We start from the raw sequence: 21,777 nt of genomic DNA, 5'->3' as shown, positions 1-21,777 counted from the left end.
CTCCGAGGCGCAGGCCTCGGAGTGAAAATAGCTTGAAATAAAGCCTGTTCCCCCCTACAATTTGCGCCGATTTTATTACCGAGAATCCTCTATGAACCCGGACCCCGACAGTCGAAATTTTTATTGTTATATAAGTTTTATACAACCTTATTTCTTCGTGTAGTCCGGTACGTTGGTGTCAGGCTCTATGCGATAGCTGGAGCAGTACATGGCACAACTTCAACAAAAACTAGAGCTAGCCCTCCTTAATCTCGATAAGTTAACTCTTCGTTCCACCCTTGATGAATATCACTTTGCCGATATTGGCCAAGCCTTAGCTGAATTCGAGCCTAAAGAAGCTCTGCCACTTATTTCTATGTTTTCATTGGGTGACCGCGCCAAGGTCTTTTCCTATTTGCCGCCTTACTTGCAAGCCGATGTTGCCGGTTTAATGAAGCGTCATAAGTTGGCCGCCTTGTTTTCTCGGATGGACGCCGATGAGCGTGCCGATTTATATAATGACTTAGACGAAGAGCAGCGCGCCATGGTGTTGCCGGGCTTAGCGCAAGCGGAGCGTGAAGACTTACGTAAGTTATCAAGCTATGCAGAAGGTACTGCAGGGGCGATTATGACTTCTGACTACGCTACTCTAAAAGAGCATTGGTTAGTCAGCCGAGCGCTTAAGCAGTTGCGATTGGAAGCGCCAGATAAAGAAACCATCTACCAAACTTACGTGATTGATGGTCAGCGCCGCTTGCTAGGTACCGTGTCTTTACGTGAGTTAATACTCGCTTCTCCAGATACTCAAGTGCGCGAGCTAATGCGAACGGAAGTGGTATCGGTCACGGTTGATGAAAGCCAAGAGCAGGCAGCCAAGCAAATTCGTCACTACGACTTACTGGCTTTACCGGTGGTTGATGAGGTGCAAAAGTTGGTAGGCATTGTTACTTACGATGACGCAATGGACGCGGCCGTTGAAGAAGCTACCGAGGATGCACAAAAGAGTGCTTCGGTGGGCAAGCTGGATGAAACCGTAGACCGAGTGAGCATTTGGGAGCTATATCGCAAGCGAGTAATGTGGCTAGTTTTGCTGGTATTTGGCGCTATGTTCTCGGGCGCGGGTATCGCCCACTTTGAGGATACTATTGCCAGCCATGTTGCCTTGGTATTCTTTTTGCCCTTGCTTATTGGTAGTGGTGGTAACGCTGGTTCACAGGCCGCTGCATTGATGGTACGAGCGCTAGCAACCGGCGAAGTTGACAAAAATGATTGGTCGAAATTATTCGCTCGAGAGCTACTGGTTGGCTTGGCTTTGGGTTTAACCATGGCTGCTGCAGTATACAGCGTTGGGGTATTTAGAGGCGGCCCTGATGTTGCGATGATCGTATCTATGTCGATGATCATTATTGTTCTGGTTGGCTCTTTGGTGGGTTTAAGCCTGCCGTTCTTGCTCAACAAGATGAAAATGGACCCAGCTACTGCATCGGGGCCTTTAGTTGCCACCATTGCCGATGTATCTGGGGTATTGGTGTACTTTGGTTTGGCCAGCGTGGTGCTAGGGTTATAAACCTAAGCAAATTTAAGACACAAAAAAGCGAGTGCTCAACACTCGCTTTTTTATTGCCGATATTAAACTTACTATTTGTTTTTCTCGTTGCTATTCGCAGGTTTAATCAGACCAACCCCTTCGCGAATAAGCATTAAGCCTACGCCAACTAACTTCACGCACACCCAGAGAAATACTACCAATACGATAACCTTAATAAAGGTTTGAAAAATTTCGAAAAACTCTTCGCTTACTTGCTCGGTAATCGCATTACTATCGGCCATTAGCCATTCAAAAAAGCCCTGCATAAATGGTGCATCATGAGGCAGTGATACTAAGCTGATGGTTTGCGGTAATACATAGGCGATTACTGCGATACCCACTACAACTAGTACAATGGCAATAATCAATCGAGAGCGGTCTAACGCCGTGTTCATATACATCCTTGAATCATTATTAATCGTTTTATTGCTAGTTACCTTACTGTACTAACAAAATTGGTCAAGTGGCTTAATTCACCTGCTCTATGCCAAAAGCTTGTTGTTGCTCTTCTAGCTGCTCTTGCAGGTCAAACCAGCTTAGCTCAGTTTCTTCGAGCTCGCCCTTAAGTTCGGCTTGTTGTTTTAACAATTTTTGCAGCTGGGCTTTATTTTCAGCTTCATACAGCTCTGGCTCTGCCATTTTCTGCTCGATATCATCAAGACTTTTTTGAGCTTTAGCGCTGCGTTTTTCTAAACTTTCTAGTTCTTTTCGAATCCCTTTAGTTTGCTGGCGAAACTCTGCTTCACGGCGCTTTTGTTCTTTGCGCTGGTTAACCGGATTATTAGAAGCTGTTGTATTAGCGCCGCTATTTTCTACTCGGTTAGCTTGGCTAAGCCACTGTTGGTAGTCTTCCAAGTCGCCATTAAACGGAGAGACCTGTTGGCTATCGACTAAGTAAAATTCATCGGTGGTAGCTCTTAGTAACGCCCGGTCGTGGGAAACAATAATCATTGCACCGGTAAACTCTTGCAAGGCAAGGGTTAGCGCATGGCGCATCTCCAAATCGAGGTGGTTGGTAGGCTCATCCAGTAATAGCAAGTTAGGTTTTTGCCATACCACCAAGGCCAATACTAAGCGGGCTTTTTCGCCACCGCTAAAAGGTGCCACAGGCTCTAGGGCCTTATCACCTTGAAAGCCAAAACTGCCTAAGTACTTACGAAGTTCTGCTTCGCTGCTAGTTGGGGCAAGGCGTTGCAAATGCTGCATGGGAGTATCGTCGGGGCGCAGTGTTTCAAGCTGGTGCTGAGCAAAGTAGCCCACCTTCGCCATTTTGTTTATTTCAACCGTGCCCGCTTGTGCTTTAAGCTCGCCAGATAAGAGTTTGATAAAGGTAGATTTACCCGCGCCGTTGCGACCTAACAGGCCAATTCGACTACCGGGTACAAGGTTGAACTTAACTTGCTGCAGGATGGTTTTATCTTCATAGCCAGCGCTGACTTTTTCCATGGTGAGCAAAGGAAGCGGCAAGTTATCAGGCTCTCTAAAGTGAAAGCTAAACTGCGAATCGACATGCGCTTGGCTTATCACTTCCATTTTTTCTAAGGCTTTTAAGCGGCTTTGCGCTTGTTTCGCTTTGCTGGCTTTGTAGCGAAAACGATCCACAAAACTTTGCATGTGGGCGCGTTCACGTTGCTGCTTTTCGTACATGGCTTGCTGCTGGGCCAGTTGGGTAGCACGCATTTGCTCAAAGTCGGAGTATCCACCGGTGTACTCATTAAGTTTTTGGTGTTCGATATGCACGATGCGATTGATGATGTTATCGAGAAAGTCGCGGTCGTGAGAGATCAAAATTAGGGTGCCAGGGTAGCGTTTAAGCCATTGCTCTAGCCACACAACGGTATCTAAGTCTAAGTGGTTGGTTGGCTCATCCAGTAACAGCAGGTCTGAGCGCACTAACAGGGCTTGGGCTAAGTTTAGGCGCATGCGCCAACCACCAGAGAAATCACTCACGCTTTGCTGTTGGCCGGCTTCACTAAAACCCAAACCCGCGAGCAATTCGGCAGCTTTGGTTTTAATCTGGTAACCACCAATGGTGTCCATCTGAGTATGTAGGGTGGCAATTAGCTCACCTTTACCAGACTCTTCCGCCGCCGCAATGTCTTGTTCAAGCTTGCGAAACTCTTGGTCGCCATCAATAACATAGTCAATAGCGCTGCGGTGTAGCTCTGGGGTTTCTTGAGCCACGCTGGCAATTTCCCATTTGCTGGGTACTTTTAGATCGCCTTCATCCACTTGCAGTTGGTTTTTAAGCAAGGCAAAAAGCGAAGACTTACCACAGCCATTTTGACCGACTAAACCCACTTTTTGACCGGCGTGAATAGTGAGGTTGGTTTCTGCTAATAGAAATTTGCTGCCGCGCTGCAGGCTTATGTTGTTGGCTACGATCATGGTTGTTGCTATGTGCTGCTAAAAGTATGCAATAATGCCGCTATGATAACCGATGCGGTAACAGCCGCATAGCAACATGGCAGTGCAAACTAGAGTTAACTATGGCAAGACATCGTTTTATTGCTGGCGCAGTATGCCCAGAATGTAGTGAACAAGATTCTATTCGTTTAATCGTAGAACAAGTGGATGGTGAAGAGCGCGAGCATATTGAATGTGTAAGCTGTGATTACCATGTAGAGCGTCCCAAGCAGCAAGAGCCTTCAGCAGAGCAAGATATTATTGGTTTGTTTAAACCTTAATTAAGTCTGTTACCTTGTTACTGCAGTGATTTACTAAAGCATATTTTACTGGTGTGGGGCTCGCCGTTGTTCTGATATCCCACAACTTGATAGCCGCTGGCGATAAGTAAGCGCAGCATTGCTGGGTATCGGTTCATCGATTTAACGCTAATCCGCTGATAACCCTGGGCTAGCACCCAAGCTTCTTGTTGCTCTATTAAGGCTGAGGCAATGCCTTGGTTACGATAGGCAGGGGTGACTCCGCCTAACCATGAGTAAAACTCGTGCTCATTGAGCTGATAGCCAATTTTGTAAGCAATAGGCTGCTGATTGTGGCTGGCAATAAGAATTAGCACCTTGTTGCCCGCCAGCCTAGCGCTAAGTGTTTGCTCGCTGGTATTCCGCTCTAACTCGGGGATGCTAGCGTTTACGCTGAGTACTTCAGGCAAGCTACCTTGGTAGTAATCAATTTTCATTTTGCTTAGGTTTCCTCTTGCTAAAGCTAGCTTGACTGCTTGAATTATTATACTCAATTCATGTTAGCACTACCCGCCAGTTTACTCGCTTTTAGCACGAGAAAACCTATGCCGATCTTTTTGCCACGCAAGCCGCACTGCAAATACTGAGAAACTCGCTTTAGCTGGCGAAATCTAAACTCAATATTAGGCGAGGGTATACCTCGTCTGATGTGGGCGAGCGGTGGAGCAAACCATGTTCGTTTTCTTCGTCCCAAGCTTGTCCCTTGAGCAGTGCCACGGCAAACAAGGGAAGATTGTGCAGTTGTGCTTGGTCGCTTTGCGAGTCTAGCGCGCTTTTAGGCAGCAGGCTGTACTCGGTGCCAGCGCCGCAATAACTGAGCAATAAGCGACAGGGCACCTGATCACAATGCAACTTAGGGCACATAGATTTCTCTAGTTTAACTAAACGCATGCCAATCACCTCCAGCTCGAACAAGCAGCTAAACATATCTGACACCAGCAGCAGATCGTCAATCATCTCTTGGCGCCCTGGCCCTAGCGGTAATTTGTTACTCAGGTAGCTTTCTATTTCATTCAACTCTAGCCTGGCGCTTAGCCCTCGAAAACTACTTTGGCTATCAACCAAACTTGCTGCATAAGCGCTAATCTTTGGATCTGGCTGGCGTTGCCATACTGCAAGCTCGGTTTCACTGTTGTAGATTTCAGTTAATGCGGTAGCAGCGCTGCTTTGATTCACGATTGCTTTGCGATTTTGTGCCGTCATTGTCTGCCTCTGTGCGTAAACTGGGGTTGAGGATGTACTGCGGTGTTGCTGGGTAATACCTGCGCGAAAGCATTGTGGGCATGTAAACTTTCTAAATGCCTAACTTGAATAGCCACGCTTGGATAATGGGGACGAAGTTGTTCAGTGAGGCGTCGGCTAATGTCTTCAACAAACATTAGGTTTTGTCCGTTTAGTTCGGCAAAAGCTTGTTCGTCGGCGCGTTTTACACTGGTTTGCAAAGGGGTTTTGGTAATCGATTCGAGTTGTTCGATTAGCTTCACCAGCCCCAAGGCATTTGCTTGATTGGGTAGTTGACTAGAAACCAGCGCCACACTACGTTGGCTGTGTGGTGTGGCTAGCGTACCGTTTTTCTTTAGCCATTCTGCAACCTGTGACGGAGAGATTGCCTGCTCATCGTCGAATTGCTGTAAAAAGTTTTGGGCTAAGCTTTCTCGGACTAAAGCCGCCGAACAAGGGCAGGTTGACGAGTATTGAAACTCTAGTTGCAGGTTTATTAAAAGCGGTTGTCCTTCCACTAGCTCTGCGGATAAGTTGATGGGATAGCGTTGCCACCCGCCACCACTATTGGTGATTAACGCAGGGCGCTTTAATAAAAAGTCGAACTGTAATTCGATTCTCGCGGCACTGGTGCCTAGGTCTTTATGAGTGGCTAATACCTGAGTCAAGCACTTCTCTAGAGACTGAGGGTTGAGCTCTAACTGCGAAAGCTCATTTAATAAAAAGTACAGGCGCGACATGTGAATACCGCGCGCGGCACCTTCTCCACCAGGTAAATCTACGGCAATACTAGCATTGGCATGGCTGTGCTGTTGTCCGGCGGGTTCGTTCAAATAAACCGGTACGCTTATTTCATCCATTCCTACCCAATTGATTGATGCTTGATGACTTGGGAGTACTGCGCTGGCTACATCGGGAAGTGGAGTTCTCAACAATTTCTTCTCTTTACATAATAATCTTATAAATGATACGTTGTATCATAACATTGGATTTGGCGATGGTGAAGTTATGCATTTTTATTATTCCAGCTTAGTGGTGCGTTTAGGCGCCTTGGTGCTGGTGGCTGCAATGCTTGTTTTATTGACCTATGGGGCTATATAGGCGATGCAAGCAATTGTGGAGATGGACAATCTAGCGATTGGCCATCGAAATCATCAAGCGGTGGTTAGTGATATTCACGCGCAGGTTCCCAGTAATGGCATGCTGGCCTTGGTGGGGCCTAACGGTGCGGGTAAATCAACATTATTAAAAACCATTTTAGGCTTAGTAAAACCGCTTGATGGTGGTTTGCATTACCACCTAGATCCTCGCAAAGACATTGCTTACATGCCACAGCTGTGCAGTGTAGACCGTAGTTTTCCGATTTGTTTAGAAGAATTTGTAAGTACTGGCTTGTGGGCAAAAACCGGCTGGTGGCGACCTATGCGCCGTTATCAGCAAGAGGTGCGAGAGGCACTGGTGCAAGTAGGTATCGAGCAACTTGCCGGCAAGCTGATTGAGGAGCTGTCTGGTGGGCAATTACAGCGCGCCTTGTTCGCACGTATGCTACTGCAAAACAGTAAGCTGTTGTTGCTTGATGAACCTTTTAATGGTGTAGACGAAGCAACCGTGAAAATTTTGCTTCAGCAACTAAAGCGCTGTCGTGAGAATGGCGCGACCATTGTGGCAGCCATTCATGATTTAGAGTTGGTAACGCAGCATTTTGATCAGTGTTTGTTGTTTGATAGCGGTACGGTGGTTCAAGTTGATTGCCAAGAATTACTCACTCCAAGCAAGCTAACATTGACTAAGCCGGTTGCCAGTATTGCTAAAACCACATCCTTTTATCAGCATTTAACACGAGACAAAAAACATGCTTGATTTACTGTCTTTGTTATTTGATCCCTTTGTTGATTATCAGTTTATGAGCAGAGCGCTAATTGGTTGCGCGACATTGTCTTTAGGTTCGGCGCCAATTGGCGTTTTTTTAATGCTGCGCCGTATGAGCTTAACCGGAGACGCCATGGCTCACGCCATCTTGCCGGGTGTTGCATTGGCTTATTTGATGAGTGGCTTATCGGTGGTTGCTATGACCATAGGCGGCTTAGTTGCTGGCTTATTGGTGGCAATGTTGGCTGGTGCTACCGCCCTTAGAACCAAGAGCGGTGAAGATAGTACCTTGGCGGCGTTTTATTTGGGCTCCTTAGCCTTAGGTGTATTACTGATTTCGGCCAAGGGCAGCAACATAGATTTATTGCACGTGTTGTTTGGCACTGCTTTAGCGCTAGACAACGTTGCTCTCACCTTATTGCTGGTTACCTGTTTAGTGAGCTTGTTGCTACTGATGATTATCTATCGGCCTTTGGTGTTGGGTTCTTTGGATAAAGACTACCTAGATAGCTTTGGAAGCAGTGGCAAGATTGCCCATTTGGCCTTTATGTTTTTGGTAGTGGCTAATTTAGTGGCTGGCTTTCATGCGCTTGGCACTTTAATGGCGGTAGGCCTGATGATTCTACCCGCTTGTATCGCTCGTTTTTGGACCCGTAAGCTAGAGCCCATGTTGCTATTGTCGATAGCACTAAGTGTGGTGGCTTGCTGGGCCGGTTTGTTGTTGTCTTATTACTTTGGTTTTCCAACCAGCCCTAGCATTGTGCTGTTACTGGCGGCTTGTTACTCAATCTCCGTCGTTATTAGCCCGGTGAATGGCATATTAATTCGTTGTAGAACTGCTCCCTCTTTTAACCATAAGGATATGCTTTCATGATTCGCCGATACATTACTCCCCGTGTGCTCTGTTTGTTACTACTTATTCCCTCATTGAGTTTTGCCGCACCGGTGAAAGTAGTCACCAGTTTTAGTGTGCTACAAGACTTAGTGCAGCAAGTTGGCGGCGAGCAAGTTGAACTCACTAATTTGGTGGGACCAAATGGAGATGCTCATGTTTATCAGCCTTCTCCGGCAGATGCTCAAGCGGTTGCTCATGCTGATCTTTTAGTGATAAATGGCTTGGGTTTTGAAGGGTGGATGGAGCGCTTGGTAGAAGCGGCCGAGTTTAAAGGTTTATTGCTAAGCGCTAGCGATGGCGTGGATATTATTCGCTTAGAAGACGAAGATGAACACCATGGTGATGAGGAAGAACACCATGAAGGTGAAGCCGTTAATCACGACGAAGAAAAGCATCATGAAGGCGAAACCGCGCACCATGATGAAGAAAAGTATCATGAAGGCGAAGCAGGGCATCATGGCGAAGAGAAGCACCATGAAGGCGAAACTGCACATCATGATGAAGAAGAACACCATGCTGACGCTCATCACGGGCATCATCATGGCGAATTTGACCCACATGCTTGGCACAGTGTGATAAATGCGCGCACTTATGTGAGTAATATTCTGGCCGCTTTGATTAAGGTTTCTCCAGAGAACCAAGCTTACTTTGAGGCTAACGCTAAGGCATACCTAGCAGAACTTACTGAGCTGCAATCTTCATTAGAAAATCAAATGGCGCAGGTACCGGCCAATAAACGCAATGTTATCACCTCGCATGATGCGTTTAGTTACTTAGCGAGAGATTACGGCTTTCATTTCTCTGCTCCTCAGGGCATGAGTACCGAAGCAGAAGCCTCAGCGGCCGATGTAGTAAAAATTATTAACCAGATACGTGAACAAAATATTCAAGCGGTGTTTGTGGAAAACGTGTCTAATCCGCGTTTAATTGAGCAAATCGCTCGCGAAACCGGTGTTGTGATTGGCGGAGAGCTTTATTCTGATGCATTATCAAGTGCCGATGAACCTGCTGCTACTTATATCACTATGATGCAACACAATATTGCTACCTTGGTTAATGCACTTAAGTAAGTGTTTAACGGGGCTGAGATTACCCGCTTTAATCCTATGGGCCGCCATGTTTTGCTTGGCGCCCTTAGGCGTGAATGCCCACCCTCACTCTTGGGTTGATGTGAAAAGCTATGTTGATGGCAAAAATCAGCAAATCAAGGGTATCGGCATGGTGTGGCAATTTGACCCCATGACATCAGCCTATATGCTGGAAGGTGAAAATCTAGAAGCAAGCTCGCGCGAGCAAACACTGGCGCGAATGGCGCAAGACATCGTTAATAATATTAGTGAGTTTTCCTACTTTACTCAGGTTACTTGGGAGCAACAGCCGGTAGCCTTGGCGGGGGCAAGTAAGCAGCGGCTTAGTGTTCAAGGGCTTAACGTTAGCCTTAGTTTCTATCTCACCTTTAAAGAGCCTATTCAATTGCAGCAAGGGCATTTAGATGTTCAAGTTTTTGATCCTAGTTATTACATCGACATGGCTTGGCGTAGCGCTACAGATCTTGAACTAGCCATCGAATTACAAGCGGCTTGTAGCAAATCGATTGAAGAACCCAAACCCAGCGCGGAGCAGATTAGTTATGCTCTCGCCTTGCCAGCCGATGCCGCGCCAGACCAAGAACTGGGAAAACTATTTACTCAACAAGGTTTAATTAGCTGTGAACTCCCCTAGAGTATTAATGATGAATCGTAACCACCGACCTGCGCTGTTATTGCTAACAACTTTGCTGCTAATAGGCTTAGTAGGTTTTTACTTGTGGCAGGCGTTTCCTCAATTTTGGCTGCAGTCTCAACGCTGGCAAATGGAACTGAGTCGCTATATTAGTCAGCTATTCAATTTGGCGTCACAGCACCCGGTTGAGGCTATGTGGACCACCTTAATTGCTAGCCTTAGTTATGGCTTTTTACATGCGGTTGGCCCTGGGCATGGCAAGGTGATTATGTCGACTTATCTCAGCACTCATCCGGCGAAGCTTAAAACGAGCCTCAAGCTCTCTTTATGTGCCGCCATGTTGCAAGCCATAGTCGCGATTAGCTTAGTCAGTGTACTTTTACTGGTACTTGATAGCGGTATTAGCCAAATTAATGCCCAAGCTGAGCACCTCATTAACATGAGTTATGTTGCAATGATACTGCTCGGTTTAATCGTCGCCTGGAAAGCGCTTAAGCAGTATTTCGCATCAACAAAATCCAAGAGTATTGTTAGCATTAAGCAGCCAATAATAGGCGAGCAGCTTAAAGTGAGCGCTGTTCCCTTTGCAGCAGTTGGAAGCGCCGCTAGTGACACTTGTGATTGTGGACACCAGCATGTCGCCAACGCAGACATGCTTAGCCACGCAAACAGCCGTAAAGACTACTTAGCCATTGTTTTTAGTATCGGCATTCGCCCTTGCAGTGGCGCTTTAATGGCGCTTATTTTTGCCAAGTCTCTGAACGTGTATTGGTTGGGCGTAATTAGTGCTTTGGCCATGGGCTTTGGCACTGCGGTAGCAATTGGGCTGTTAGCTTGGCTGTCGTTATCTGGAGGGAAGTTCGCTAAACGCTACTCGGCGCTTTCTGGTCGAAAATACCAAGTGTTTCGCCTTAGCGCTAAGCTCGTTGCGGCTAGTCTGATTTGTTTTATCGGGGGCGTTATGTTGCTTAGCCAGCCAGTGGTATTTTCTCCCATTTTGTCTAACTAAGTTTGTTGCTGGTGGAGTTTGGGCCGGTTTAAGTGAGTGGCTTGCCTAAAATAGTTAAGCTAAAGTCTTGTTGATCCATTCTGGCTACATTAGGAAGTTGCCCCCAGTGCTGATAAGCGAGCTTTTCAAATAGCTGTAAGCTTGGGGTGTTGTGACTAAATATGAAGGCCAGTAGGATTTCTATTCCGAGCTTTTTGGCTAAGCTTTCAGCTTCAATTAATAACTTGCTACCTAAACCTTTGCCACGTTGGCTTTCTGCCAAGTATAAGCTTATCTCTGCGCTATGTTGGTAGGCCGGCCGACCATAAAAATCACTAAAGCTTAACCAAGCAATCACTTCGCCAGCCTGCTCAAGCACGTACAAAGGGCGCTTGGGGTTTTGATGTTGCTCAAACCAAGCTTGGCGAGAGGCCACGGATTGTGGCTCGGTATCAGCCGTTACTTTGCGAGAGGCAATAGTGGAGTTATAGATCTCCACAATACTGGGCAAATCGGCCTGCTGGGCTAAACGAAATGACTGAGACATAGCGGCGCTTAGTAGTGAGGAGGAGGTGTTTCTTGTTCTTGCGGAGCAACTGCCGCGCTGCCATCGCCCTCAAACAGTTTGGCTCTAATCAGCTTAAATTGGTGCTCTAAAGTTTCTAATTGGTTTTGCTGGCTCTGCAAGGCGAGATTTAGTTGTTCTATTGTGTCCTCTTGAAAGGCCAGTTTTGTTTCTAAGCGTTCAATAACACTTTCTAATTCTTGCTGATTCATACTACTTTTTAACCTGCCAAATTTCGACCAATCCACTGGAGCTTGCGCTCGCTAGCTGGCCATTATCAAGCATCACTGCGCTATACACAACTGCGCTTTTGGGGCGGGTTTTCTTGGTAGGGGTGACCAGCCAATCTTGCAAGGCTTGGCCGCTGGACACGTGCCATAAACTGAGCTTTCTCGCCGCAGAGCCAGTGATTAGCCATTCACCATTATTGGTAAAGCTAACATAAGAGAAAATGTTTTGTCTGGCGGTGAGCTTGAGCTTACTCACCTGCTCGCCACTTGGTAGCGCCCATACTCGGGCAAGCTTGCCGTTGTCAGAGGTAAAGGCGTAGTTGCCATTAGACTCAAGGGCCACCGAAGAGACTCGCCCTTGGTGAGGGAAGCGTAAAATGACTTGGGCGCTTTGAGTATCCCAAAACAGCGCTTGGTAGTCGTTGCCGCCAGTGAGGGCATAGCGCCCGTTGGCCGATAGCGCGACTGAATTAATTTTTTCGCTGTGGCCTAAAAACTCTAAGCGGCGGCCTGATACCAAGTTAAGGTGAATCACTTTGCCATCGCCCAAGCCAATTAGCACTTGTTGGCCATTGCTGGATAAAGCGATGTCGCGAATGCTTGATTCGCTGAGCTTCCAGTAACCTAAAGCTTGCCCACTATTGATGTCCCAAACGACAAAATCATCGCGGCTAGCGCTCACCGCAAACTGACTACCTTCGGCAATTTTAACCAAAAATACTTGGTTATTTTGCTGGTTTTGATGATCCCACTGAAACAGTTGACGTTGTTGCTTTACATCCCAAAGGCTTAAACCATGATGAATTGATGAGACTAAACTCAAGCTACCGTCACTAGAGAAATCGGCTGCATAAGCGCCGTCGGTAGCCTGTTGCCAACTACTTAGCGGGGGAGCATCGTCACTACAACTACTGAGTAGTAAAGCGATACCATAAATCACAAACAACTTAATAAATGTCATTTTTTTACGTTTTTTTACGGAACTGTCACTAGGTTGTGTTGACTAATAGGGTTAGTATAAGGGCTTTGTCGGCTAAGTGTTTAATTATTCATAATGATCTTGCACGCAATGCCACAGATTTAATGCGACTCTATTGGAGATAAATGAATGAAAAAGTATTTTGCCGTGTCGGTTTTAGCCGCCTCGATTTTGGCCGTAACTGGCTGTCAGGAAGAAAAAGCTGAAGCTCCAGCGGCAGCTCAAGTTGCCTTAGAAAATGTAGACCAACAGCAAGCTTATGCTATCGGTGCTTCTGTTTCTCGCTACATTGCGACAACTTTAGAACAGCAAAAAGAACTTGGTCTTGAATTAGACAACGCATTGGTTCTTAAAGGTATGCAAGACGGACTTAGCGGCGAAGTCGCTATGTCTGAAGAAGACATTCAAGCGTCTCTTAAAGCACTAGACGAAAAACTTGCTGGTTTAGTTGAAGCTAAAGCTGCTGAAGATGCAGCCGCTGCTAAAGCTGAAAGCGACAAGTACTTGACCGATAACGCTGCGCGTGAAGGCGTAACGGTAACTGAGTCTGGTCTTCAATTTGAAGTACTAACAGCTGCTGAAGGCGACAAGCCAAGCGCTGCAGATACTGTAACAGTTCACTACAAAGGTACCCTAACTGACGGTTCTACTTTTGATAGCTCTTACGACCGTGGTGAGCCAGCAACATTCCCACTTAACCGTGTAATCCCTGGTTGGACAGAAGGCGTTCAGCTAATGTCTAAGGGTGCGAAGTACAAGTTCTTCATCCCTTCTGAGTTAGGTTATGGTGAAAACGGTGCTGGTAGCATTCCACCAAACTCTATCTTGGTATTCGAAGTTGAGCTAATCGAAATCGAAAAAGCTGATGCACCAGCTGCAGAAACTCCAGCTAGCTAATCAAGCTTGAAGCTAAAACAAAAAACGCAGCACTAGGTGCTGCGTTTTTTTATGGCTTTTTTGTATTACCAAGGGCTATCGTAGGCCTTGGTATTTATTCCGCCGCTTCGCTTTGTTGACTGTGCTGGTAAAGGTGATCCAGTAACTCATCTTCAATGGCAAAGCGCACTTCCATTTCTTGACCCAGTAGCGACAAATCTTTATCAAAGCTGCCTAGTTCTAAATCTTCATTTACTTCGGCGTATTTGTCATTAAAGGCTAAGGCCGTGTCGGTTGTTTCGGTAATTTGTGGAAGCAACTTCTCGCCGGGTAGAGTGTCCCCGTCGTTGGCGCATTCACTAACAATTTGCTCGTAGATTTCGAAATGGCCGGTGGAGGCGTAATCAACCAGCTGTTGGCAAAACTGAGTAATTTGAGATAGTGCGGGCAGTGAGCGTTCGTCACTGTCGTAAGGTGGTAGCCCTGCCAATTCACAATAAGCGATGAGTAACTGTTTTCTGGCATCTAGCCAAGCATCAATAACTTGACTGGCGCCTCCCCATTTGGCTTGAGCTTGTTCTAGTTTGCTTAGCATCGCTCTTGCTCCTAGTTCCCTAATTTATGTAACTATAACTAAATAAAATCGCGGCTCTCGTCAACCGATATTTAGTTTAAGTGCGGCGTGGCTAAACATTTGTCAGTCGGTAAAAGCTTGTTATGTAGTGTAAGCTTGGTCATTATTCGCTAATTGAGCAAGCGCACGATAGAAAAGGACGAACCGTGAATAAGCAATTTGGCTGGTGGTTTTTCACCTGTGGTAACCAAATACTCGTTATTCCTCAAGGGGAACGGATCCCCTATGGCGATGTTGACGATCTGCCATTGCCAGAGTTGGATTTTTCCCAAGTTGAACGTTTTTCTCACTATCGAGGTGAAGCTTGCTTGCGCCTAGAACTTGCCGAGCCGATTGATTTGGGCATGGGCGAATGGGTAGAGCTGCGTGCCAGTATGGCGCTGCTGAATAGCCAGCTATTTGATTTAGTGGGTAAGGCGCAGCAATTCGCTTTGTTTCTAAAAACTCACCGCTTTTGTGGTAGCTGCGGCGAGGCATTGCAGAGAGTGGACTGGGAGTTAGCGATGCAATGCCAGCAATGTGGCTTCCGCGCTTACCCGCGCATTTCACCAAGCATTATAGTATTGATTAGCCGTGGCACTAAGGTGCTGCTGGCTAATCATCGTCGTCATCAAAAGCAAGAGCAGCCTATTTACACTGCTATTGCTGGTTTTGTAGAGGCTGGTGAAACGCTGGAACATACGGTTCATCGTGAGGTGAGTGAAGAAACCGGTTTGCGAATAAAAAATCTACGCTATTGGAAAAGCCAACCCTGGGCCTTCCCACACTCGTTAATGGCTGCTTATTTTGCAGAATATGACAGCGGTGACATTCACATCGATCGCCGAGAATTGGCCGATGCACAATGGTTTGATGTTAGCCAATTGCCGCATTTACCCCCACCAGGCACCATTGCCCGCGAAATGATTGACCATTGGACTGAGCAACTTAGCCACAATAAGTGATAAACCGTTACAGAATTGCCCATTGCTAGTGCTAAAGGCTTGAGTTGTTAAGGCAGCTAGTTACAATGCTCTAGCTAAAATTTCAGATAATTGGGAAAGGTATGTCGGAACTCAAAAACGATCGCTATTTGCGCGCACTGTTAAAGCAGCCAGTTGATGTGACGCCAGTTTGGATGATGCGTCAAGCTGGGCGCTATTTGCCAGAGTATCGCGAAGTTCGCGCTGGCGCCGGTGATTTTATGTCGGTATGCCGCGACGCTGATTTGGCTTGTGAAGTTACCTTGCAGCCATTGCGTCGTTTTGATCTTGATGCCGCTATTTTGTTTTCAGACATTCTTACTATTCCCGATGCTATGGGCTTAGGTTTGTACTTCTCTACTGGAGAAGGCCCTAAGTTTGAACGCCCAGTCACCAGCAAAGCCCAGGTTGAGGCCTTAGGTGTGCCAGATCCTGAGCAAGAGCTGGGCTACGTAATGAATGCGGTTCGCACCATTAAGCGTGAGCTAAAAGGTGAAGTGCCTTTGATTGGCTTCTCTGGCAGCCCGTGGACCTTGGCAACTTATATGGTTGAGGGCGGCACAACCAAATCCTTTGCTGGTATTAAAAAAATGGCCTTTAGTGAGCCAAAAACACTGCACATGTTGTTAGATAAACTGGCCGACTCGGTAATTCTTTATTTGAATGCCCAAATCGCTGCTGGTGCGCAATCGGTGATGGTATTTGATACATGGGGCGGGGTGTTGTCGCCACGCGACTACAACGAGTTCTCGTTGCAATACATGCATAAGATCGTTAATGGTTTAACCCGCAGTGTTAATGGTCAAGCTGTGCCTGTGACCTTGTTTACTAAAAATGGCGGCCAGTGGTTAGAGCAAATCGCCGCTACCGGTTGTGACGCAGTTGGCCTAGATTGGACCATTAATATTGCCGATGCTAAAAAGCGTGTAGGTGACAAGGTTGCCCTGCAAGGCAATATGGACCCTTCTATGTTGTACGCACCGTTAGAGCGGATCCGCGAAGAAGTACAAACTATTTTAGCGGGCTTTGGCGAAGGTAACGGCCATGTGTTTAACTTAGGTCACGGTATTCACCCAGATGTAAATCCTGAGCACGCTGGAGCATTTATTGATGCTGTTCATGAGTTTAGTGCTCAATACCACAAATAGATTTATATGTGGCGTCATCCACATATTACAAAGTTAAATAACACATATAAGCGCCGCGCTTAGTTATTGAGCTGGAAAGCGTTCGCTATTGTAAATGTTTTTGCTATAGTGGGCGTCTTAGAACTCTTTACGGATGAAGTTCGTTTATACCCGTAACAGAGAGCTTGATGTTATGAAATCCCCATTACAAATAGGCATTGTTGTTGTATTGATGCTGATAGTTGTTGTCACCTACAAGTTAAAAAGCGTAGGTGAGTCCAGCGTACATCCTTATATTTCTTCGCATTTTTCCCATTCTGATGCAGAAAATCTTGCGCAACCTTTACGCATATCGCAGACTGAGCGCATTAACTAACAAATAGCGCTGTTATTGTTGTGATGTTTTTAAGCTTTCTGCTTATTGGTGCAGTAGCCGGCTTGATGTCGGGGCTGTTTGGTATTGGTGGTGGTCTTGTGATTGTACCGGTGCTAATTGGTAGCTTTGGCGCCATGGGCTTTGCCAGTGACTCTGCTATTCATCTCGCCATTGGCACTTCGTTAGCCTCGATTATTGTTACCGCCAGTAGCGCCAGTTATGCCCATTACTGCAGAGGTTCGATTGACTGGCAAGTGGTTAATCGCTTAGGCATTGGACTAATTATTGGTTCAATGATTGGCGCTTGGGTAGCCACACAATTACACGCTGATCACTTAAGCACTTACTTTGCTGCCTTCTTATTGTTTATGGCTACGTACATGGCGTTTGGCCGAACTCCCAAAGCGCAGAGAAGCTTACCAGGACCCATTGGTACAGGGCTGTTAGGCACGCTGGTTGGAAGTATTTCAGCAATGTTTGGAATTGGTGGAGGCACCATTACATTCCCTAGTCTTAGTTGGTTTGGCGTGCCTGCACCAAAAGCCGTCGCTATTTCTGCTGTGTGTGGGCTCCCCATTGCGCTGGTTGGCACTATTTCTTATATCTACAACGGTTGGCATGTTGCAGAGCTACCTAGCTGGAGCTTGGGTTATGTGTATTTGCCTGCCTGGTGTGGCATTGTATTAACCAGTTCTATTTTTGCTCGCTTAGGCAGCCGTTTGGCTTATCGCTTGCCCGCGCGACGACTAAAACAAGCCTTTGCGCTGTTGTTGCTAGTTATGGCTATTAAATTACTCACAGAATAGGAGTGTACTTGTGAAATCACTGATATTAGGCATCCTGATTTTCTTTAGCAGCATATATTCTGCTTATGCTTGTAATGGGGTATCTCAAGAGTATTTAGGTGAGGTGCTGGTGGAGTCTCGAGAAGGCCTTTATCAAGATCCACCTGCGCAAGATTACGCCCGTTTAATCGCTTTTGGCTTAGATACGCGATACGGCGTTTTTGTAAGAAGCTGGCTGTATTTTGAGCTTGAGATGGTGACGCAAAAATTGAGCATGCAACCTGACGACCAAGCGGCGCAGCAACGTCAGCAAATTCTTTTCAACTTGCGCCGTAAAATTGATTTAGAATAAGCGCAATTTCAACAAGGAGTCAGCATGTCGTTACTATTAGCTATCAGCATTTTAGTCTGTGATGTATTTGCCATCGTAAAAATCTTAAAAAGTAGCGCCGAAGTAGGGCGTAAGTATTTATGGGTATTTTTGATCTGCTTGTTGCCCTTAGTTGGGTTTTTATTGTGGCTAGTAAAAGGGCCAAAAGACTAAGTCGATTTAACCTGCTCTAACAATTGCTGCATTCGCTTGTTGTTATGGTCTAGTACCACTAACTCTGAGCGAAATAGAGCAGGCAGTTCGACCAGGGTTATTGCTGCCAATAAACCCATTCCCACAAACCAAATTCCTAAGGTGATGAGTAAGATAGCAACTAGCGATACCAACAAGTTGATCGCTCCACGTTGCCATTTTCCTAAATAAAAGTGATGCAAACCTGCCAATAACAAATAGTTAAGTACCGCGTAGCTGTCGGGATCTTTTACCTGCTTTTGCCAGTGCTGGTAAAAGCGCTGACGCTGCTCTTGAGGCAACTCAGCAACTTGCTCTCGCAATTGCTCTTGTTGTAGTTCGACCTGCTCGCGGTTTAACATGTTTAGCGCCCTAAGGTGACAATCACTGTCTCGCGGCTCCAAAAAAGCCAGAAGCGACGATTCTCAATAACTTGAAATACTAACTGCCAACCATTGGCGGCTTCTTTATTTAAGGTAGCTTCTACTTTTTGTAAGGGCATGCCCGATGCGCCCAAAAATAAGGTGCCTAAAGCGCCTTCGGTAATTGCTAAAACTTTGTACTCTTTATAAGCCATAATATCTCTCTTCATTTAACCTTAAATGCGACTATAAGCTATGCTTAAAAGCAAAACCATCATTAACCACTAAGTAGATGCTATGCTAATGTTAAATAAGGGATGTTGTTTTGAACAATCTGTTTTTAAAGGCAATTGTTCAATAGCGTCCTCTACTTAGTACAGAGGAAGCAGAGCTTTGGCTAGGCCAAAGTTGCTATTTGTTAGTTTATTTGTTGCTATTGTTGCGTGAATGGCTAAGAGTTAGGGACCTACTATGAAAGTAACCATGCTTTATTACAATGAGGATAACCCGCTGTTGTTACAACAACAGGTATTGTCGGGGCTAAGCCAAAGTAGCAAAGGCCGAGTGATTATTCCTAATGAAGACAAAGCAGGTAAAATAATTATCGCCATTCTCGATGGAGAGGTAAAAGTACTTAACTCTTTGGGAGACCGTGCGTTTGCAGCTTTTGATTTAGAAAAGCAAATTGCCTTTGAAGGTGACTCTTAAATCGTTACAAGGCAGCGAGTCTTCGCTGCCTAAACAACATTCCTTGTTAATACCCCTTTGTAAAATCAACCCTGTCAGTTAACTCTTCCCCAGCTAAATAATGTTCCAGCTTGCTCGCAAATAATTCAATGATATCGCTCATGCGACTAGGTGCGGCGATATGAGGAGTAATAATACAGTTACTCTGTGACCAGAGAGGATGGACACTTGGCAAGGGTTCTGGGCTTGTAACATCTAAAATAGCTTTAGCCATGGGCTTTGCCTGTAAAAAGCGAAGTAATGCATCTTGGTCTAAAGTGTCGCCACGTCCAACATTAAAGAACAGCACCTCGTCGGCTAAGCTGGCAAAAAAATCAGTGCTTAATAAGCCCCGAGTATTAGGCGTGTTAGGCAATACAGCCACCACCGCCTTGGCACTGGAGCATAGCTGTTGGTGCTGCTCAAAGCTGGCTACTTGGCTAAAAGGCGCTTTAGCGTTGCCGCTATGACTTAAGGCTACTGGTCGCATGCCAAAATGAACGGCAGTTTTAGCTAGATGCTGGCTAATATTGCCGCTGCCGACACAGCAAAACGTTTCTCCTTGCAAGCTTTGGCCGGTTTGCGGCTGCCATAAGCCTTGCTGCTGTTGGGCTTGGTAAACATCGTGCTGCTGAGCGTGGGCAAGTAGGTAAGAAAATACATACTCGCTCATCAAGGGGCCAAATACACCTCTGCTGTTGGTAAGCAAGTAGTGTTTAGGTAGATGAGCTTGTAATAGCGCGTCGACACCGGCAAAGCTAGAGTGCAACCATTGTAAGTTTGGCATCTGCAAAATGATTTTAGCTGCTTCGCTAGGTGTGGCTAATAGCACTTCGCTAGCTAAACCGCTCGATTCTAGTTTATGCGCCTCTTCGGCATAGACCCATTGGCAAAGGGGAAAACGTGGCCTTAAGGTATCTACGTAGCGTTCAGCGTGTGGAGTTACAACGGTTATTTGCATAGATCGCCTTATGATTGATTAAGACTAAACTTCGCTAAGCGAGCATGCTGGTGTTAAGCTGCATAGCAAATTAGCCCTGATTATCTTAATCGTTTTATTGAGTGCGGAGCAAACCATGCTTACCCCTTGTGATATCGACCGTTTAGCTCAGCTAAGTAGTAAGCAGCAATCGCTATACTGTTTAGCTTTGTGCCAGCGAATGGCACCCAACTACCTATTATTCTGTCAGGCCGTGAACTTAGAGCACGACGCAGATTTTAACAAATTGCTTAATCTATTTTGGGAAAGCGCACTTCACCCTAAAACTAAAATTAACTTTTCCGCACAGCGTGAGCGTTTTGATAGTTTAATCCCCGACCCACAAAGTTACGACATGTATGGGGTTTATCCTGCCTTAGATTGTTGTGTGGTAGTGGAGTGCCTCTTTAACGCTTTACTTGAACCAACTGGTCAAGAAGCTGAACAAGCTAGTCAAACTTCATTAGCTAGTGTTTTAAGCTTGTTAGAGCTGCAATTTGGAGAACAAAAAGAACAAGAGTTCTTAGCGCAAGATTTAGTGATACAAGAGTTGGCTTTTCAGAGTGAATTACTTGACCTAATTGAGCAACTTGAACTAGGCAAAGCGTCTATGCAGGCCTTGAAAACGCTGGCTATTAACCAAGGTGTGAGCAATTTAGGGATCTGCCTAGAAGACAATGGCTAAGGAATAATCCTCTTTTTAACGGTGTTTTTGTGACTGTTTACGCATAAATTGGTTAAAGCCCCGCCAAACAAGGCTCTAAAGGGGAAAAACTCTTTGCGAAGCGTTTTTTTTTCTCTTAAAGTGAAGCTGGATTATTTAAAACGAACATAAAGGATTTAGACATTATGAACAAAACTGAACTAATTGATGCTATTGCTGAAAAAGCTGACCTATCTAAAGCTCAAGCTAAACTAGCACTAGAAACAACTTTAGGTGCAGTAACTGACGCGCTTAAAGAAGGCGACCAAGTTCAGCTAATCGGCTTTGGTACATTCAAAGTTAATCATCGTGCAGCGCGCACTGGTCGCAATCCTCAGACTGGCGCTGAGATTCAAATTGCAGCAGCCAATGTACCTGCCTTTGTAGCTGGTAAAGCATTAAAAGACGCTGTTAAATAGTTTCTTTAAAACCAGCCCTCTTCTCTGAGGGCTGGTTTTTCTTCAATATCCCCTTTCCCATCTCTAGACACTTTCAGTAAGATAGCTTCAATACCAATTCAATTACCTAACGTTTGAATTGAACTCATCTTGTAACCTTTAGGAAGTGTATGAAAGCCTTATTGGTCGTGGCACATGGAAGCCGCCGTCCTCAATCAAATCAAGAAGTGGTTGAGCTTGCCAAGCAATTGGCTGAAAAGCTAAGTCATTACTCTCAAGTACATGCCGCTTTTTTGGAGTTGGTTGAGCCGACTATTCCCCAGCAAATAGAGCGCTGTTACCAGGCTGGCGCGAAGCAAATTACTTTGTATCCGCATTTTTTAGCCGCTGGAACCCATGTGGTGAATGACTTGCCACGCATTATTGAGCAAGCCACTAACGAGCACCCCGACCTAAACATAGAGCTGTTGCCGCATCTAGGTGGCTTTGATGGTTTGGCCGAATTTATTGGCCAAGCGCTGTAGTTGATATAAACAGAGTTGTTGT

The 21,777-nt window shown here is 45.9% G+C and carries 30 protein-coding genes; 18 read left to right on the top strand and 12 right to left on the bottom strand.

Annotated features, from left to right (window positions below; all coding sequences use genetic code 11):
• Nucleotides 1-208 precede the first annotated feature (208 nt).
• Nucleotides 209-1,546: a magnesium transporter gene (gene mgtE / locus G6R11_RS19185; protein WP_163134670.1), complete on the top strand. Its 1,338-nt coding sequence runs from the start codon at nucleotides 209-211 to the stop codon at nucleotides 1,544-1,546.
• A gap of 71 nt (nucleotides 1,547-1,617) precedes the next feature.
• Here the strand turns inward: mgtE and G6R11_RS19180 are convergent, their stop codons facing one another.
• On the bottom strand, nucleotides 1,618-1,962 hold the full coding sequence (locus G6R11_RS19180) for a hypothetical protein (RefSeq protein WP_163134669.1): 345 nt from the start codon (nucleotides 1,960-1,962) through the stop codon (nucleotides 1,618-1,620).
• A 73-nt stretch (nucleotides 1,963-2,035) separates the two neighbouring features.
• Nucleotides 2,036-3,955 (bottom strand): ABC transporter ATP-binding protein, encoded by a 1,920-nt coding sequence (locus tag G6R11_RS19175; RefSeq protein WP_163134668.1) that lies wholly within the window; start codon nucleotides 3,953-3,955, stop codon nucleotides 2,036-2,038.
• A gap of 101 nt (nucleotides 3,956-4,056) precedes the next feature.
• Here G6R11_RS19175 and G6R11_RS19170 point away from each other — a divergent pair, with 101 nt between their 5' ends.
• The gene (locus tag G6R11_RS19170; protein ID WP_163134667.1) at nucleotides 4,057-4,254 is read left to right on the top strand and encodes a YheV family putative zinc ribbon protein; all 198 of its coding nucleotides are present in this window, start codon (nucleotides 4,057-4,059) and stop codon (nucleotides 4,252-4,254) included.
• A 17-nt stretch (nucleotides 4,255-4,271) separates the two neighbouring features.
• Here the strand turns inward: G6R11_RS19170 and G6R11_RS19165 are convergent, their stop codons facing one another.
• From G6R11_RS19165 to folE2, 3 genes are all read right to left on the bottom strand, one after another.
• Entirely contained in the window at nucleotides 4,272-4,709 is a 438-nt protein-coding gene (locus G6R11_RS19165; protein ID WP_163134666.1) for a GNAT family N-acetyltransferase, read from the bottom strand.
• 160 nt (nucleotides 4,710-4,869) lie between these two features.
• Nucleotides 4,870-5,475, bottom strand: coding sequence for a DUF1826 domain-containing protein (locus tag G6R11_RS19160; RefSeq protein WP_163134665.1), 606 nt, complete (start codon nucleotides 5,473-5,475; stop codon nucleotides 4,870-4,872).
• On the bottom strand, nucleotides 5,472-6,428 hold the full coding sequence (gene folE2, locus G6R11_RS19155; RefSeq protein ID WP_163134664.1) for a GTP cyclohydrolase FolE2: 957 nt from the start codon (nucleotides 6,426-6,428) through the stop codon (nucleotides 5,472-5,474). The genes G6R11_RS19160 and folE2 overlap by 4 nt, the downstream gene beginning before the upstream one ends.
• A 169-nt stretch (nucleotides 6,429-6,597) precedes the next feature.
• On the opposite strand from folE2, the gene G6R11_RS19150 reads away from it, so the two are divergent.
• Genes G6R11_RS19150 through G6R11_RS19130 form a run of 5 tightly spaced genes read left to right on the top strand, consistent with a single transcriptional unit; the run spans nucleotide 6,598 to nucleotide 10,988 of the window.
• Nucleotides 6,598-7,353 carry a metal ABC transporter ATP-binding protein gene (locus G6R11_RS19150; RefSeq protein ID WP_163134663.1) on the top strand — a complete coding sequence of 252 codons (756 nt, stop codon included), beginning with the start codon at nucleotides 6,598-6,600 and terminating at the stop codon, nucleotides 7,351-7,353.
• Nucleotides 7,346-8,236 carry a metal ABC transporter permease gene (locus G6R11_RS19145; protein ID WP_163134662.1) on the top strand — a complete coding sequence of 297 codons (891 nt, stop codon included), beginning with the start codon at nucleotides 7,346-7,348 and terminating at the stop codon, nucleotides 8,234-8,236. Before G6R11_RS19150 ends, G6R11_RS19145 begins: the two co-directional genes overlap by 8 nt.
• Nucleotides 8,233-9,327, top strand: coding sequence for a metal ABC transporter solute-binding protein, Zn/Mn family (locus G6R11_RS19140; RefSeq protein WP_163134661.1), 1,095 nt, complete (start codon nucleotides 8,233-8,235; stop codon nucleotides 9,325-9,327). Before G6R11_RS19145 ends, G6R11_RS19140 begins: the two co-directional genes overlap by 4 nt.
• 46 nt (nucleotides 9,328-9,373) lie before the next feature.
• On the top strand, nucleotides 9,374-9,979 hold the full coding sequence (locus G6R11_RS19135) for a DUF1007 family protein (protein ID WP_163134660.1): 606 nt from the start codon (nucleotides 9,374-9,376) through the stop codon (nucleotides 9,977-9,979).
• A 7-nt stretch (nucleotides 9,980-9,986) separates the two neighbouring features.
• Entirely contained in the window at nucleotides 9,987-10,988 is a 1,002-nt protein-coding gene (locus G6R11_RS19130; RefSeq protein ID WP_163134659.1) for a nickel/cobalt transporter, read from the top strand.
• A 28-nt stretch (nucleotides 10,989-11,016) separates the two neighbouring features.
• Here the strand turns inward: G6R11_RS19130 and G6R11_RS19125 are convergent, their stop codons facing one another.
• Genes G6R11_RS19125 through G6R11_RS19115 form a run of 3 tightly spaced genes read right to left on the bottom strand, consistent with a single transcriptional unit; the run spans nucleotide 11,017 to nucleotide 12,723 of the window.
• Nucleotides 11,017-11,514 (bottom strand): GNAT family N-acetyltransferase, encoded by a 498-nt coding sequence (locus G6R11_RS19125; protein ID WP_163134658.1) that lies wholly within the window; start codon nucleotides 11,512-11,514, stop codon nucleotides 11,017-11,019.
• A gap of 8 nt (nucleotides 11,515-11,522) precedes the next feature.
• Nucleotides 11,523-11,744 carry a SlyX family protein gene (locus tag G6R11_RS19120; RefSeq protein WP_163134657.1) on the bottom strand — a complete coding sequence of 74 codons (222 nt, stop codon included), beginning with the start codon at nucleotides 11,742-11,744 and terminating at the stop codon, nucleotides 11,523-11,525.
• Nucleotide 11,745: 1 nt separating this feature from the next.
• Complete coding sequence (locus G6R11_RS19115) at nucleotides 11,746-12,723, bottom strand: WD40 repeat domain-containing protein (protein ID WP_163134656.1); 978 nt, start codon at nucleotides 12,721-12,723, stop codon at nucleotides 11,746-11,748.
• 147 nt (nucleotides 12,724-12,870) lie between these two features.
• On the opposite strand from G6R11_RS19115, the gene fkpA reads away from it, so the two are divergent.
• On the top strand, nucleotides 12,871-13,638 hold the full coding sequence (gene fkpA / locus G6R11_RS19110) for an FKBP-type peptidyl-prolyl cis-trans isomerase (RefSeq protein WP_163134655.1): 768 nt from the start codon (nucleotides 12,871-12,873) through the stop codon (nucleotides 13,636-13,638).
• A 94-nt stretch (nucleotides 13,639-13,732) separates the two neighbouring features.
• On the opposite strand, the gene rsd is transcribed toward fkpA, so the two are convergent.
• Nucleotides 13,733-14,212 carry a sigma D regulator gene (gene rsd / locus G6R11_RS19105; protein ID WP_163134654.1) on the bottom strand — a complete coding sequence of 160 codons (480 nt, stop codon included), beginning with the start codon at nucleotides 14,210-14,212 and terminating at the stop codon, nucleotides 13,733-13,735.
• Between the two features lie 185 nt (nucleotides 14,213-14,397).
• Between rsd and nudC the strand changes: the two genes are divergently transcribed.
• From nudC to G6R11_RS19075, 6 genes are all read left to right on the top strand, one after another.
• Complete coding sequence (nudC, locus tag G6R11_RS19100; RefSeq protein WP_163134653.1) at nucleotides 14,398-15,195, top strand: NAD(+) diphosphatase; 798 nt, start codon at nucleotides 14,398-14,400, stop codon at nucleotides 15,193-15,195.
• 101 nt (nucleotides 15,196-15,296) lie between these two features.
• Entirely contained in the window at nucleotides 15,297-16,361 is a 1,065-nt protein-coding gene (gene hemE / locus G6R11_RS19095) for a uroporphyrinogen decarboxylase (protein WP_163134652.1), read from the top strand.
• Between the two features lie 172 nt (nucleotides 16,362-16,533).
• A complete protein-coding gene (locus G6R11_RS19090; protein WP_163134651.1) occupies nucleotides 16,534-16,716 on the top strand; it encodes a hypothetical protein in 183 nt (60 codons plus the stop codon).
• Between the two features lie 23 nt (nucleotides 16,717-16,739).
• Nucleotides 16,740-17,522: a sulfite exporter TauE/SafE family protein gene (locus G6R11_RS19085; RefSeq protein WP_163134650.1), complete on the top strand. Its 783-nt coding sequence runs from the start codon at nucleotides 16,740-16,742 to the stop codon at nucleotides 17,520-17,522.
• A 10-nt stretch (nucleotides 17,523-17,532) separates the two neighbouring features.
• Nucleotides 17,533-17,853, top strand: a complete 321-nt coding sequence (locus G6R11_RS19080; RefSeq protein WP_163134649.1) for a hypothetical protein — start codon at nucleotides 17,533-17,535, stop codon at nucleotides 17,851-17,853.
• Nucleotides 17,854-17,877: 24 nt separating this feature from the next.
• Nucleotides 17,878-18,045 carry a PLDc N-terminal domain-containing protein gene (locus tag G6R11_RS19075; RefSeq protein ID WP_163134648.1) on the top strand — a complete coding sequence of 56 codons (168 nt, stop codon included), beginning with the start codon at nucleotides 17,878-17,880 and terminating at the stop codon, nucleotides 18,043-18,045.
• Here the strand turns inward: G6R11_RS19075 and G6R11_RS19070 are convergent.
• Entirely contained in the window at nucleotides 18,042-18,425 is a 384-nt protein-coding gene (locus G6R11_RS19070) for a TM2 domain-containing protein (protein WP_163134647.1), read from the bottom strand. The genes G6R11_RS19075 and G6R11_RS19070 overlap by 4 nt on opposite strands.
• Nucleotides 18,426-18,427: 2 nt before the next feature.
• Nucleotides 18,428-18,655 (bottom strand): DUF4177 domain-containing protein, encoded by a 228-nt coding sequence (locus tag G6R11_RS19065; protein ID WP_370525676.1) that lies wholly within the window; start codon nucleotides 18,653-18,655, stop codon nucleotides 18,428-18,430.
• A gap of 241 nt (nucleotides 18,656-18,896) precedes the next feature.
• Here G6R11_RS19065 and G6R11_RS19060 point away from each other — a divergent pair, with 241 nt between their 5' ends.
• Nucleotides 18,897-19,133: a TIGR02922 family protein gene (locus tag G6R11_RS19060; RefSeq protein WP_163134646.1), complete on the top strand. Its 237-nt coding sequence runs from the start codon at nucleotides 18,897-18,899 to the stop codon at nucleotides 19,131-19,133.
• Nucleotides 19,134-19,179: 46 nt separating this feature from the next.
• Here G6R11_RS19060 and G6R11_RS19055 read toward each other — a convergent pair whose 3' ends face one another.
• Nucleotides 19,180-20,112, bottom strand: a complete 933-nt coding sequence (locus tag G6R11_RS19055; protein WP_163134645.1) for a D-2-hydroxyacid dehydrogenase — start codon at nucleotides 20,110-20,112, stop codon at nucleotides 19,180-19,182.
• 115 nt (nucleotides 20,113-20,227) lie between these two features.
• On the opposite strand from G6R11_RS19055, the gene G6R11_RS19050 reads away from it, so the two are divergent.
• The 3 genes from G6R11_RS19050 to G6R11_RS19040 all read left to right on the top strand — a co-directional run bounded on the left by G6R11_RS19050 (nucleotide 20,228) and on the right by G6R11_RS19040 (nucleotide 21,755).
• Nucleotides 20,228-20,815, top strand: a complete 588-nt coding sequence (locus G6R11_RS19050; RefSeq protein WP_163134644.1) for a YjaG family protein — start codon at nucleotides 20,228-20,230, stop codon at nucleotides 20,813-20,815.
• Nucleotides 20,816-20,979: 164 nt separating this feature from the next.
• Nucleotides 20,980-21,252, top strand: a complete 273-nt coding sequence (gene hupA / locus G6R11_RS19045) for a nucleoid-associated protein HU-alpha (protein WP_016402104.1) — start codon at nucleotides 20,980-20,982, stop codon at nucleotides 21,250-21,252.
• A gap of 149 nt (nucleotides 21,253-21,401) precedes the next feature.
• A complete protein-coding gene (locus tag G6R11_RS19040) occupies nucleotides 21,402-21,755 on the top strand; it encodes a sirohydrochlorin chelatase (protein ID WP_163134643.1) in 354 nt (117 codons plus the stop codon).
• Nucleotides 21,756-21,777: the final 22 nt, after the last annotated feature.

It is taken from the genome of Agarivorans sp. Alg241-V36, from assembly GCF_900537085.1.
GTDB lineage: Bacteria > Pseudomonadota > Gammaproteobacteria > Enterobacterales > Celerinatantimonadaceae > Agarivorans.
This window is presented reverse-complemented; position numbering and strand designations above follow the sequence as displayed.